Origin of the sequence: Pseudalkalibacillus sp. SCS-8 (assembly GCF_040126055.1) — a bacterium.
GTDB classification, from domain to species: domain Bacteria; phylum Bacillota; class Bacilli; order Bacillales; family Fictibacillaceae; genus Pseudalkalibacillus; species Pseudalkalibacillus nanhaiensis.
Genome location: NZ_CP143541.1, coordinates 740712 through 754096, shown reverse-complemented (window position 1 = coordinate 754096; position 13385 = coordinate 740712). Strand labels below are relative to the sequence as shown.

Below are 13385 nucleotides of genomic sequence, written 5' to 3'. Positions count from 1 at the left end.
TTTCGTATTGGCTTGTTTGTAAATTTGAAGGCGAGCTACCTGAAAAGGTGCTCGCCTATTTGATGATTATGGTTACACTCCGAAAGGATTCAGCGGCTTGCCTCCAACATAGGAGATGACACTTTTTGTTTCAGTATAGAGATCAAGTGTTTCGATGCAAAGCTCTCTTCCGAATCCAGATTGCTTGTAACCACCGAACGGCGTTCCAGGGAATGCTGAGAATGGTGAGTTCACCATGACTGTTCCTGCTTTCAACTTAGTAGCGACGCGGTTCGCACGCGCATGATCCGTTGTCCAGATTGCAGCTGCAAGTCCGAATACCGTATCGTTCGCAAGCTTCAGCACTTCTTTCTCGTCGCTATACTTCATAACAACGACTACCGGTCCGAAAATTTCTTCTTGTGCAATTTTCATATCGTTCGTTACGTTTGTGATGACAGTCGGCAGGTACCAGTGTCCGTTTTCATACCCTTCAACTTGAGCACGTCCACCACCGACAAGTACCTTCGCACCTTGCTTTTCAGCTTCTTTTACATATCCGTCGATCACTTCGACCTGGCTCTCACTGATGATGGAGCCGATGTGCGTGCCTTGATCCAACGGGTTTCCAAGTACAAGCTTCTTCGTCTTTTCAACGAACTTTTCCATGAACTCATCATAGATGTTTTCGTGGACGAAGAGACGAGAACGTGCCTCACAGGATTGACCTGTGTTGTAGAAGATTCCGAAAAGGGAGCCGTCAACAGCAGCGTCCATGTTCGCATCTTCAAATACGATGTTAGGAGATTTTCCTCCAAGCTCAAGCGTTACGCGCTTCAACGTTTCAGAAGCTTTTGCCATGATGTCTTTACCAGTGCCAGTTTCACCAGTGAATGCGACTTTATCGACTCCAGGATGCTCCACCAAGTGGTTTCCGACTGTAGAACCAGGTCCAGTCACGATGTTTACGACACCTTCAGGAACGCCTGCTTCGTGGCAGATTTCTGTCAAAATGATTGCAGTAAGTGGCGTCAAGCTTGCTGGCTTCAATACGATCGAGTTACCTGCAGCGATTGCCGGAGCAACCTTCCAGGAAGCCATCATCATTGGATAGTTCCAAGGGATGATCTGTGCGCAAACGCCTAGTGGTTCTTTCGTTTCTGTATTTGTAAAAGGTCCAGGCATATTGTTCACATGACCGCGGTGACCTACAATTGCACCTGCGTAGAATTCAAAGTTCTCAACGGCTTGCATGACTTGTCCTTGAGCAGCTGACAATGATTTACCGCTGTTCAATACTTCAAGCTCGACAAGTTCGTTGAAACGGCTGCGCATGATGGATGCAATTTTGTTCAATACGCGTGCACGCTTTCCAACCGGATACTTCGGCCATTTTCCTTTTTCGAAAGCGTTACGTGCTGCCTCTACCGCTTTGTCAACATCTTCGGTGCCAGCTTTTGCAACTTGAGCTAGTACGTCGCCTGTCGCTGGGTTGTATGTCGTGAACGTTTCACCAGATACGCTGTCGACTTGCTCACCGTTGATGATCATCTTATATGCGTCACGCTTCATTTCTGTAGCTGTTTGTTGTTGTTCCTTTGTTGTACTCATTGTTCAGTCACTCCTTCTAGTAAATTTAGGTCAATCATTGATGCGTCTTCTGCTTTTCTAAATTAGCGCCCTTTGAATTCAGGCTTTCTTTTTTCGATAAAAGCTTTGACTCCTTCAGCGTGGTCTTCTGTCATTCCAGCTGTTCGTTGAGCGTATGCTTCATTTTCGAGCATCTCACTCAAGTCTGCATCCCAGCTTTTACGCAAATAGCGCTTGATCAGACCGATCGCCTTCGTCGGTTTCTTCGCCAGGTTTTCCGCGTAAGCGGTTACTTCCTCTTCCCAACTGTCCAATGGAATCACCTTGTTCGCAAGGCCAAGGTCCTTCGCTTCTTCAGCTGACACCTTGTCTCCCATGATCGCAAGCTCAAGTGCTTTCGCATGTCCTACGAGCCTCGGGAGATAGAACAGGTTACCTGAGTCCGGTACAAGTCCGACGTTGATGAACGCTTCTATGAAACTCGCTTTCTCTGACATCAACCGGAAATCGCACGCAAGCGCGAGACTCATTCCTGCTCCAGCAGCAACACCATTGACTGCTGCGACGACTGGTTTTTCGAAGCTTGCCAGCTTCTCAACCATCGGGTTATATCTCTTTCTCAAAATCTCCGCATGATCCGTATCCTCTTTGACCCCCGCTAGGTCTTCTCCTGAACAAAATGCTTTTCCGTTACCGGTGATGACGAGGCAGCGGACTTCTTGGTCTCTTTCCGCCTCTTTTAATGCTTTGGTAATTTCAAGGTTCATCTGTTCGGTGAATGCATTAAATTTATCCGGGCGGTTCAGTCGAAGCCAAGCGACATTGTTTTCCGTACTATATTCGATCGTTTCAAACATACTAAACCGCTCCTTATTTCCCTTTGAATTGTGGTTTCCGTTTCTCGACGAATGCTCGCATGCCTTCCTTCTGATCCTCTGAAGCGAATAGCATGTAGAAGTTCTTACGCTCGAACTGCATCGCTTCATAAACGGAATGATCAACGGACTTGTTGACCGCTTCTTTTATCATGCGGACAGACAATGGTGCCTGCTTCGCAATTTTTTGAGCAAGCTTCATCGCTTCTTCAAAAACGAGCTCTGGTGCAACCGTTCGGTTGACGACGCCATTCGCTTTTGCAAATTCCGCCGTCATGTAGTCCCCTGTCCAGAGCCACTCAAGTGCTTTGGCACGGCCCATCAATTTCGTCAGTCGAACCGTTCCTCCTGCACCCGGCATGACGCCGAGGTTGATCTCCGGAAAGCCGAACTGAGCATTTTCGGCTGCCACAATCAGGTCACAGCTGAGCGCTAGTTCAAATGCTCCACCGAGACAATAGCCGTTAACAGCAGCGATGATTGGCTTTTTTACCCAGGCAAGGCGGTCCCACTCAGCAAACTGGTTCAACAGCTCGAGTGAAATGGCATCGTCTTCTGCCATTTCATCAATATCGGCGCCTGCCGCAAACACTCTCGGGCCGCCAGTAACGATCATGACTGCGACGTCATCGTCACGATCCCACGCTTCCATCGTTTCGAGGATTTCGGTTACCATCTTGCGGTTCAGTGCGTTTAAAACCTTTGGACGATCCAGTTGGATGACACCAACACCAGCTTCTGTCCACGTTTTAATCGTTTCTTTACTCACCATCGACTTCCTCACCGATCATCAGTGTTACCAAGTCACCTGCAAATCCCATGAGGTCCTTTCCAGAAGCTTTTGCTTCATCTGTTTTCATTGCTGCTTTCAAAGCATCGTGATCGTCGTAGTACATTTCACATAGAAGGTGATAGTCACTTGCTCCCATTGGTGAACCTACGATTTTCGTCACTTCCATTTTACGAAGTCCGGGTATCTTAGCTGTAATTGGTGAATGTGTGTTGAAATAGTGCTCGTCGAATTCTTCTTTGTTTTCAGGATTTCTGTAAAGTGCGATTAATTTTACCATTAAATAAACACCCTTTCTTATTCGTCACCGATGTTGGCAACGGGTTTCATAGCTTCAAATGGATTTTTACAGCTTCTGCAATAGAGAATGCAGCGGCACGCTGTCGGGCCGAACAGATTCTCCATCGTGGTATAGACCGACCCGCAATACGGGCACGGGATCTCCCACGGTTCTCCTGATGTATGATTGGCCGGAGGAGGCGATATGCCGAATTGCTTCAGTTGCTCTTTCCCTTGATCGGTGATCCGGTCTGTCGTCCAGATCGGTTTGGATGGGAAAATCACTTCGACTTCCTCGATGCCGTCCACTTCAATGACCGCATTGACGATGTCGCGTTGGATGATGTCAAGTGCCGGGCAGCCGGTAAACGTCGGTAAAACCGAAACCGTTGCTTTTGAACCGTCCACATCGACCTTCTCCACCATTCCAAGATCACGGATGCTGACAGAATCAATTTCAGGGTCAGTGACATCTTGAAGCACTTGATAAACCGTCTCTACCAATTGTTTCGATTCGATTCCGGTCATCGTAATCCTCCTTTCAATCTTAAAATCTACGAATTTTCGTACTAATTACATCCTGGTAGACGAACTAGAAACGAGAAGTACAAGGCATGCAGGTTTTTTCGGACCGGACACTCCTTATACATTGAAATCGGCTAAGAGCGTCACGTCCTGTGACAACGCCGATCCTAGTACATCCTGTACGTCGGAGGACCGCCAAAAACCAAATAACGCAGTAATTCGAAGTTTATCGTTCGTCTACCAAGCTACCTTTGGATTTGTTTCGTACACTTCTGATAGTGTTTCCAAAGCTTGTGTCAGGTCTTCTGTATGCTCTCCCTGACGGCCGTTTCCTTTAGTCATGCCGATCTCTCCTGGGAAGTCAGCGCCGATTTGCTCAAATGTCTTTTTCATATGGTCGAGCCATTTCGTGCGCATCGTTTCTTCGCTCGCGATATAGCCTTTTTCAGCCATTTCATCTGCCATCGGTCCGAGAGAAAGCACTCCACCCATCTCGTTCCAACAGCGTTCAATTGCAGCTGTCATACGACGCTTCGCTTCGTCTGTACTTGTCATCAGTTGCTTGAACCAAGTTTCCCAATGCATGAGATGATACTGAAGCTCGATGCTCACTTTCTTAGCTGTGTCACTGAGAGGTTCATAGCTTGATTGTCTGAGAGAGTCCATGCGGTACTTTTTATGGATGGAATAGAAGTAGTTACGCACAACCGCGAATGCCCAATCGTATTGAGGCTGCTCGAGGTACGTCCCTTCTCCGTTCTTTTCCTCTAAAAGGACAGCGTTCCGGAACTTCTCCGGTGCTCTCAAGTGCGACAACTCGTCTGCGTCCCCTTCGCCCAACTCTTCTAAAAGGTGATAATACTTTGCTGCGTGTCCCATCATGTCCTGATTGATCGAAGAGTATGCAACATCCTCTTCGATGTGCGGTGCCAGACCGAGCCACTCAGAGCCGCGGTAAGCCAAAATGAAATCATCATCAGCAAGTGTGTAGAGAAGCTCAACCAATGCTTTGTCTTGTGCCATTACTTGGATCCTCCCTTGCTCTTACTCTTACTGCTACTGTTGCTGAGCAGGTTTTTTTCAGTGAATTGCTCTTGCTGGTATTTACGCCACTTTTTCTTCAAGTAACCGTAACCTTTCGTTTCACGGTATTCTTTATCGTCCAGTCGCTTCAGCATTTCCTTTTCTTCTTGTGTCATGACACGGATATTGTCACGCTTTGCGACCCAGATGTCGGCGACAGGCTCACGGCGGAAGAAGTTTTCACGGGCCATGATGAGTGCCATTTCTTCATTTGGTGCTAATAGACTGAATTGATGTTGTAGCGGACTTTTGTCTGTCTTTTTACTGAATACTTCGTAGACGCTGTAGAAGCCGTCTTTTCCTTTTTCACTCAATGATTTCCCTCCTCCTCCGGTTAAATCGCTTTTGCTGCAGGATTCAATGCTTCGCGTACCCAACGGTTGTTTTCATATGAAGTCTTACGAAGCTCGAGACGTTCTTTTGATTGTGGTCCGTTCCCTGTAACGATTTCCTTGAATTCATTCCAATCCGGATCCTGATAGATCCACAGGCCTTGTTCTTCGTCGAAGTGGATCGTCTCATCCGGAATCGTCAGGCCGAGCGACCAGATTCTCGGTACATATTTCGTAAAGAATTCCTGACGGAGTTCTTCATTCGTTTTTTCACGGATCTTATAGCGCATGTTCTTATCAACGTGAGAAGTGGATGCGTTCTCTTTGCTTTTCGGACCGAAGAACATGAGAAGTGCCGTCCACCAGCGATTCAGTGCATCCTGTAAAAGTTCGCGCTGCTCAGGTGTACCTTCCGCTAAAGCCATGATGATGCTCTCACCGTGCTGTGCGTGGAAGACTTCCTCTGCACAAATTCGCTTCAATGCTCTTGCATATGGGCCGTAAGAAGAATTCAGCATCATGCTTTGTGAAATGATCGCTGCGCCGTCGACGAGCCACGCGATGATGCCAGCGTCGCCCCATGTAGGCGCTTTCATATGAAACACGTTGTGGAACTTGAGCTTTCCTGAGAACAGGTTTTGCATGATGTCTTCACGGTTCATTCCAAGCGGTTCCATCAGGTCTTCTGCAACACGTAAAAGCAGCTGTCCATGTCCCATCTCATCTTGAACCTTCGCCATGATCGCCAGCTTACGGTGCAATGTCGGTGCCTTCGGGACCCATTCCTTTTCTGGAAGCGCTCCCATAATTTCGCTGATTCCATGCATGGAGATCAGACGGATAAGCGATTGACGGTAATCATCAGGCATCCAATCGTTAGGCTCAATCTTCTCACCAGCATCAATACGGGCAAGGAAATGTTCGTATTTCTCTTCCTCTGTCAACTGATCGAACGATGTTTCGATAGTCATCTATTATCACCTTCCGAGTATTACGTTTATTTAACGTCATTATAGAATATCGTTATAATTAATTCAATCTTTTTTACCGAATCAGGTAGAAAGTGTTACTTCTGTAGTGCTTCTTCTTTCCTCAGATCGACGACACGGACTGCTTTTCCTTCCGAACGAGGAACGGAATTCGGCTTTTGTATGTCAACGTCAATGGAAACGAGGCAATTCGTTTTGATCGTATGCTGAATCTTGCTCTTCAAGCCCTCCATCATTAGATGAGACAAGTCCTGTGCACATTCTTCAAAAACTTTTTCACTTACTTCAACTTGCAAAACGACCTGATCCATCGTGCCGTTTCTTTTTAATTGGATCTGGTAATGCGGGACGATTTCTTCTAGCTGTAAAAGGCAATTTTCAATTTCAGATGGGAATACGTTCACCCCACGGATGATGAGCATGTCATCAATCCGCCCTTTCACGCGTGTCATCCGGATGGATGTGCGTCCGCATTGACACGTTCCACGGTTGATTGCTGCAATATCGCCTGTTCGATAGCGGATGATCGGGAACGCTTCTTTCGTCAAGCTTGTGAATACGAGTTCACCGTATTCTCCGTCTGGAAGTGGTTGGAGTGTTTCAGGATTGATGACCTCGGCGAAAAAGTGATCGTCTGCGATATGTAGTCCATCTTGAGCTTCATGACATTCAATTGAAACACCGGGTCCGATGATCTCACTTAAGCCGTAGATGTCGACTGCCTTGATATTGAGCTTCTCTTCTAGCGTCTGTCTCATTTCCTCCGACCATGGCTCGGCACCGAAGATTCCGTACTTTAGGCTAGTATTTCTCGGATCTTTCCCCATCTTTTCCATCGTTTCGGCAATGTTGAGGATGTAAGATGGTGTTCCGCAAATCACTTGAGGCTTAAAGTCTTCAATAAGGAGGATCTGTCGTTGCGTGTTTCCGCCTGAAACCGGAACGGTCGCCATACCAAGCTGCTCCGAACCATAATGAAGCCCAAGGCCACCAGTGAAAAGACCATACCCGTATGCATTATGGAGCACCTGTCCAGGTTCCCCGCCAGCAGCTGCAATCGAACGTGCGACAACCTCACTGAAAACCTTGATATCACCCTTCGTATATCCTACAACGGTCGGCTTTCCACTCGTCCCAGATGAAGCATGGAGACGTACGATGTCCTTTTGCTCTACCGCAAAGAGACCAAATGGATAATGGTCACGCAAGTCCTGCTTTTTTGTAAACGGAAGCTTCTTCACATCTTCTAAGCTGTTAATATCATTTGGACCAATGTTCGAATCTTCAAACTTCTTTTTGTAGTAAGGGACCTTCTCATACACTGTCTGAACAGTTCTCTTCAATCGTTCGAGCTGCAACTGCTCCTTTTCACGAACACCCAACGTTTCTTTCTCGACATTGTAAATCACTGCTTCCCCTCCTTGGATATAACGAAAATAAATCGAGCTCCTAGAAATATGATATATAAAAAGCTTATAAGGAAAGCGCTTTCTTGTCAATTCAGGGGTTGGAAGTGTCAGGCACTCTCAAAGAAGCCTTGCCAGCAGCGGAATGGCAGATGGTGTCAGGCACTTTAACGCTGAAGGCAGTGTCAGGCACTTTTTCACAATGCTGTATTACCAACGGTTCAGAAAAAGTGCCTGACACTTCCATAAAAAAAGCTCCCTGCCTAAGGGAGTTTTTTTAGTACGGGTATGGATATGGATAAGGGTATGGGTACGGGTAATACGGGTATGGCCGGTAATAAGGGATGAGCGATAAGGCGGTTATGGCTGCAAGCGGGAGCAGTAATCCACCGAATCTTCTATACCGTGGCTGTCGGTATCCTCGATCTTCCATCTGTCCATAGGATTCCGGTTCCATCATCTCCGGGACAAGCAATTCCACTTTATCCTTTTTCACGTCCATAATGATGGCGTCGAATTTCTTTCCATCTTTCGTTTCAATAAACACATGGTATTTCATATATTCCTTACACTTGTTATACATATGCTTCGCTCGCTCATCTTCTCGTGCACCGCTAGCCTGGCTGCCGGCAGAATTCATCGAGTTCGTTGGCCTTTTTTGTTCAGACATCATCATCACTCCTTTCTCCCATAACCATGATATTCACCCAGTGGAGTGATGTGCCTACTTTTTTCTTGGACCAGTCATTTACACTACAAAAAGAAGACGACCTGAAAATCGGTCGCCTCCACTCTAAAATCGATTAATGTACTAAATCCAGAAACTGTTCTCTTGTAATTTTGCCGAGATAGTGACTGATATCAAGGTCGCTGATTGCTTTCTCAATTTCATCACGGTCATATCGGACCCCAATGAGACGCTTCTCAATATCCTCGACGTCACCAACACCGAAGAAATCACCATAAATTTTACAGTGTTCAATGGTATTCTTCACTACATCCAACCGTACATCGAGTTGTCCTGCTCCTTCAAATCGATGGGAATGCTTGACGTTGAATTTAGGAGACTTCCCGTAATTCCAGTCCCAATTCTGATAGCGCTCCTCGGAAATCTTATGGATGTTCTCCCAATCTTCGTCCGTCAGCGTATAATAAGGGATTTCCTCTTGCCCTTCAAATAAATAGTTCAACAGTGTCTCCCTGAATTGTTCCGTTGTCATGTCTTCATTCAAGTGCTCTCGGATATTCGTCACGCGACTTCTGATCGATTTGATCCCCTTCGACTTGATCTTATCCATGTTCACGTTCAAGGCAGATACGACATTCTCAATTTCAGAGTCGAACATGAGCGTGCCGTGGCTGAACATTCTTCCTTTTGTTGAAAACTGTGCATTTCCGGAAATCTTCTTCCCATTCACTAAAATATCATTTCGCCCACTAAGTTCAGCTGGTACACCTAAACGATGGAGCGCCTTAATCACGGGTTCGGTGAATTTCTTGAAATCATGAAAACTGTTTCCATCGTCCTTCGTAATGAAGCTGAAATTCAAGTTTCCTAAATCATGATAAACCGCTCCGCCACCTGAAAGACGACGGACAACGTGTATTCCATGCTCCTTTACATAATCCGAGTTGATTTCTTCTACTGTATTCTGGTTCTTTCCAATGATGATCGATGGTTCATTAATGTAAAACAGCAGATACGTATCGTTGATATCGAGGTGTTTCAACGCGTATTCCTCTATAGCCAGATTAATTCTTGGATCTGTAATGTTGTTGTTATCGATGAATAATAGCACATATATTCCTCCTCTTAATTTATTCTTCTTCCCAGACAAAACCGCTCTTTGCCAGGGTTATTGGTCCATCGAATTGCTCCTTCGCTTCTGTAACGAGCTGCTCAAGCTCCCCGAAATGAGGAAGATGAGTCAATACAAGATGGCCGACATTCGATTCTTTCGCAATCAGACCAGCTTCTTCACTCGTCGTATGACCGATGCTTGCACCATCCATTCCCTTATAGAGGTTTGACTCCATCAGCAGGAGATCGGCACCACGGAAAAAGTCATAAAAGCCCTCTTGATGACTTGTATCTGCCGAGTAAACGACAGTCTTGTCTTTCCCCTCGATCCGCATGGCATAGCAAGGAACCGGGTGCATCGTTTGTAAGAACGATATTTTAAAAGGACCTACTGTAATCGGTACAGCTGGGTTGTATTCTTGACCGACCGTATGATTCTTATAGGTCAGTCTTTTGAATTCCGTTTCATTGAACCGATGTCCGTATATCGGAAGTTCAGGCATGGTTGTACCTGTATGTGATTTCACGAGCCTTGCGAACTGAAGTGGACCAATATCCGCAATATGATCATGATGATAATGCGATAGAATGACGGCATCCAGGTCTTCGACTTCTATGTAAGCTTGGAGCTGAGAAAGCACGCCGCTGCCGCAATCCACCAATAAGTTGAACCCGTCCTCTTGTATCAAATAGCCTGAGGTTGCTTCCAGTTTCTTTGGAAAACCGCCCCAACAGCCAACCACTGTCACTTTCACAAATATCACCCTTCTCGACTTTACTCCTATTGTATAGGACATTGTACACATCTTCTAGTATACCGCTGCGTCATATTCGAAATCGTTTATATTCTTTGTTATTGTGGAACATAATAATTATGTTTTCAGAAGGGAGATGGAATAAACATGAAAGTACTCGTAGCAGGAGCAAATGGCGGTACTGGCCGCAGCATAATACAACTTTTATCAGAAAATGGTCATGAACCGGTGGCGATGATCCGAGACATCACCCAGTCAGCAGAGTTAGAACAATTAGGCGCAAAGGAAACAGCGCTTGCTGATTTGGAGGATGAAGTGGATCATGCAGTCAAAGGTTGTGATGCAATCATATTCGCAGCAGGTTCCGGCTCCAAAACTGGACCTGATAAAACGATCTCCGTTGATCAGGAAGGCGCAATCAATTTGATTGAGAGTGCTGAACGACTTGGCGTAAAACGCTTCATCATGCTAAGTACTGTCGGTGCGGATAACCCTGAATACGGTTCTGATGAAATGAAGCATTATTTCGAGGCAAAAGGAAAAGCAGACGATGCTCTGCGTAACAGTTCCCTCAATTATACCATCGTCAGACCAGGACGACTCTCCTATGATGCTGGAAACGGACAAATCCGCGCTGCTGAAAAGCTCGACAATTATGAAGGAGACATCCCACGTGAAGATGTCGCGAAAGTCATGGTCGAGACATTGAACCTTAAGAACACTTACGGTAAGTCTTTCGAGATTCTATCCGGAGATCAAAGCATACCGGATGCATTGAAAACGATTTAATTGAAAATAATGAAAGCGGCCTTCTGAGAGGCCGCTTCTTTTATTCGCCTTTCCGGTATTTACGCTCACTGGAAGAATCGTCTTTCGACTTTTCCTTCTTTTCTTCTTCCTTTAATTCTTCCCTATGATCCTCTAACGGTATCGGATCTGTCGTTTCGTCTTCATGAAGTGTATGATCAGGCTCTTTATTCTTCTTTTTATCATTCGGCATGGATAAAACCTCCTTTTAAGACCTCATATCCGTTCTTGGAGGTTTTAAAACTTGTTATATGTCTACGAAAACAAGAAATTATCTACAAAAAGAGTGACCGGAGACCCCCGGTCACTCTCTGTTCCATGATGTTATCCCAACTTATAAACACGCGCCTCATATGGCTTCAAGGTCAATCTTTCCAGGTTGTGGTCGCGAACCTCATAGTTTGAGATCAACAAATCTGGTCGATCACCATCAAGACTGGCAGGAAGTTCGAATACAGGCTTCTCACCACTAAAGTTCGTGATGACCAGAAGCTTCTCATCTCCTAGCGTTCTCGTGTAGGCATAGATTTGCTCGTCCTCTTCCAAAATCAGCTCGTAGTCACCATAAACGATGATTTCATGCTCTTTTCTCAGCTGGATGAGCTGCTTATAGTACGAGTAAACCGAATTCGGGTCGTTCACTTGATTCGCGGCATTGATTTCCGTATGGTTTGGATTCACCTTGATCCATGGCTCTGCGTTACTGAAACCAGCATTCGTATCGGTGTTCCATTGCATCGGTGTACGTGCATTGTCGCGGCCTTTCGCACGAATCGCTTCCATGATCATATCCGGATCTTCATTCCCGTTCTCAACGACATCACGATAGAAATTATGAATCTCAACGTCCTTATAATCCTCGAGACGCTCAAATGTAACGTTCGTCATCCCAAGCTCCTGCCCTTGATAGACGTAAGGTGTACCTTGCATCATATGGAGCCAGGTCGCAAGCATTTTGGCTGATTCTTCATGGTACTTCCCATCATCCCCAAAGCGAGAGACGGAACGTGGCTGGTCATGGTTCTCCAGGTAGAGGCTGTTCCATCCGTTCCCCTCTTGCATGGAAACTTGCCACTTCGTCATGATTTTCTTCAGATCAGTCAGTTTCCAATCCGGGTTGATCTTCCATTTCCCAAGATGGCTTCCTGGGATACTGTCCACATCCATGTGCTCGAATTGGAACAGCATGCTGCAGATCCCGTCTTCTTCATTTGTAAAACGGACGCCATCCTCTGGCGTTACCATCGGTGTTTCACCGACCGTCATAACGTCATAATGATCGAGCACCTTCTCGTTCATTTCCTTCATGAATTCCATGAAACGCGGTCCGTTGACGAAGTGCTCGCCACCCCACTGATACTTGCTATCCGTTGTCACTTCGGCATCCGGTAATCCAGGTGTTTTTGAAATAACATTGATGACGTCCATCCGGAAACCATCAATCCCTTTATCAAGCCAGAATTTCATAAGGTCATACACTTCTTCACGAAGCTTCGGATTTTCCCAGTTCAAGTCAGGCTGCTTCTTCGTAAAAAGGTGCAAGTAATATTCATCAGTCGCTTCATCATATTGCCAAGCTGAGCCGCTGAAAAAGGATACCCAGTTGTTCGGTTCCTTGCCATCCTTGCCTGGACGCCAGATGTAGTAATCACGATACGGATTATCTTTCGATTTTCTCGATTCAACGAACCAGGCATGCTCATCTGAGGAATGATTGACGACAAGATCCATGACAAGCTTCAAGCCACGCTTATGCATTTCTTCGAGCAACCGGTCCCAATCTTCCATCGTCCCGAATTCATCCATGATCGCCCGGTAATTCGAAATATCGTACCCGTTATCATCATTAGGAGATTCATAGACAGGCGATAACCAGACAACATCGATGCCTAAGTCCTTCAAATAATCCAACTTTTCAATAATGCCGTTCAAATCCCCGATTCCATCATTGTTACTGTCATTAAAGCTGCGAGGATAGATTTGATATACGACACTTTCTTTCCACCATTGTTTCGCCATAATTGCCTCCTAAGTTGTAAAGCTGTTCTTCCTATTTTCGAAATGAAATTCACTCCCTTTCCGCGGGCGAACCGCGAGCCTCCTCGCTTACAGAGCAGCGCTACATGTAAATGTTCGCTGCGGGGTCTCGCCTGGCTCGCTTTTCCCGCTGGAGT

At 46.0% G+C, this 13385-nt stretch carries 15 protein-coding genes; 1 reads left to right on the top strand and 14 read right to left on the bottom strand.

The genetic code is table 11. The features are described from left to right. Positions 1-72 precede the first annotated feature (72 nt). The 12 genes from V1497_RS03845 to V1497_RS03790 form a co-directional block, all read right to left on the bottom strand. Positions 73-1590: an aldehyde dehydrogenase family protein gene (locus V1497_RS03845; protein WP_349409653.1), complete on the bottom strand. Its 1518-nt coding sequence runs from the start codon at positions 1588-1590 to the stop codon at positions 73-75. Between the two features lie 62 nt (positions 1591-1652). Next, the gene (locus tag V1497_RS03840) at positions 1653-2426 is read right to left on the bottom strand and encodes an enoyl-CoA hydratase-related protein (protein WP_349409652.1); all 774 of its coding nucleotides are present in this window, start codon (positions 2424-2426) and stop codon (positions 1653-1655) included. A gap of 13 nt (positions 2427-2439) precedes the next feature. Continuing rightward, positions 2440-3216, bottom strand: a complete 777-nt coding sequence (locus V1497_RS03835) for an enoyl-CoA hydratase-related protein (protein ID WP_349409651.1) — start codon at positions 3214-3216, stop codon at positions 2440-2442. Further along, complete coding sequence (locus V1497_RS03830; RefSeq protein ID WP_349409650.1) at positions 3206-3514, bottom strand: EthD family reductase; 309 nt, start codon at positions 3512-3514, stop codon at positions 3206-3208. The genes V1497_RS03835 and V1497_RS03830 overlap by 11 nt, the downstream gene beginning before the upstream one ends. Before the next feature lie 17 nt (positions 3515-3531). Next, positions 3532-4041 carry a 1,2-phenylacetyl-CoA epoxidase subunit PaaD gene (gene paaD, locus V1497_RS03825; protein WP_349409649.1) on the bottom strand — a complete coding sequence of 170 codons (510 nt, stop codon included), beginning with the start codon at positions 4039-4041 and terminating at the stop codon, positions 3532-3534. A 234-nt stretch (positions 4042-4275) separates the two neighbouring features. Next, complete coding sequence (gene paaC, locus V1497_RS03820) at positions 4276-5061, bottom strand: 1,2-phenylacetyl-CoA epoxidase subunit PaaC (protein WP_349409648.1); 786 nt, start codon at positions 5059-5061, stop codon at positions 4276-4278. Beyond that, positions 5061-5435: a 1,2-phenylacetyl-CoA epoxidase subunit PaaB gene (paaB, locus tag V1497_RS03815; protein ID WP_349409647.1), complete on the bottom strand. Its 375-nt coding sequence runs from the start codon at positions 5433-5435 to the stop codon at positions 5061-5063. Before paaB ends, paaC begins: the two co-directional genes overlap by 1 nt. A 20-nt stretch (positions 5436-5455) precedes the next feature. Beyond that, complete coding sequence (gene paaA, locus V1497_RS03810) at positions 5456-6424, bottom strand: 1,2-phenylacetyl-CoA epoxidase subunit PaaA (protein WP_349409646.1); 969 nt, start codon at positions 6422-6424, stop codon at positions 5456-5458. Between the two features lie 95 nt (positions 6425-6519). Further along, the gene (gene paaK / locus V1497_RS03805) at positions 6520-7851 is read right to left on the bottom strand and encodes a phenylacetate--CoA ligase PaaK (RefSeq protein WP_349409645.1); all 1332 of its coding nucleotides are present in this window, start codon (positions 7849-7851) and stop codon (positions 6520-6522) included. Positions 7852-8125: 274 nt separating this feature from the next. Next, complete coding sequence (locus V1497_RS03800; RefSeq protein WP_349409644.1) at positions 8126-8518, bottom strand: hypothetical protein; 393 nt, start codon at positions 8516-8518, stop codon at positions 8126-8128. Between the two features lie 133 nt (positions 8519-8651). Beyond that, positions 8652-9647: a lipoate--protein ligase gene (locus V1497_RS03795; protein ID WP_349409643.1), complete on the bottom strand. Its 996-nt coding sequence runs from the start codon at positions 9645-9647 to the stop codon at positions 8652-8654. A 19-nt stretch (positions 9648-9666) separates the two neighbouring features. Beyond that, positions 9667-10404 carry an MBL fold metallo-hydrolase gene (locus tag V1497_RS03790; RefSeq protein WP_349409642.1) on the bottom strand — a complete coding sequence of 246 codons (738 nt, stop codon included), beginning with the start codon at positions 10402-10404 and terminating at the stop codon, positions 9667-9669. A 147-nt stretch (positions 10405-10551) separates the two neighbouring features. Between V1497_RS03790 and V1497_RS03785 the strand changes: the two genes are divergently transcribed. Next, positions 10552-11193, top strand: coding sequence for an SDR family oxidoreductase (locus V1497_RS03785; RefSeq protein WP_349409641.1), 642 nt, complete (start codon positions 10552-10554; stop codon positions 11191-11193). 40 nt (positions 11194-11233) lie between these two features. Here the strand turns inward: V1497_RS03785 and V1497_RS03780 are convergent, their stop codons facing one another. Both V1497_RS03780 and V1497_RS03775 read right to left on the bottom strand, forming a co-directional pair. Then, a complete protein-coding gene (locus tag V1497_RS03780) occupies positions 11234-11404 on the bottom strand; it encodes a hypothetical protein (RefSeq protein WP_349409640.1) in 171 nt (56 codons plus the stop codon). A gap of 131 nt (positions 11405-11535) precedes the next feature. Next, entirely contained in the window at positions 11536-13230 is a 1695-nt protein-coding gene (locus tag V1497_RS03775) for an alpha-glucosidase (protein WP_349409639.1), read from the bottom strand. Positions 13231-13385: the final 155 nt, after the last annotated feature.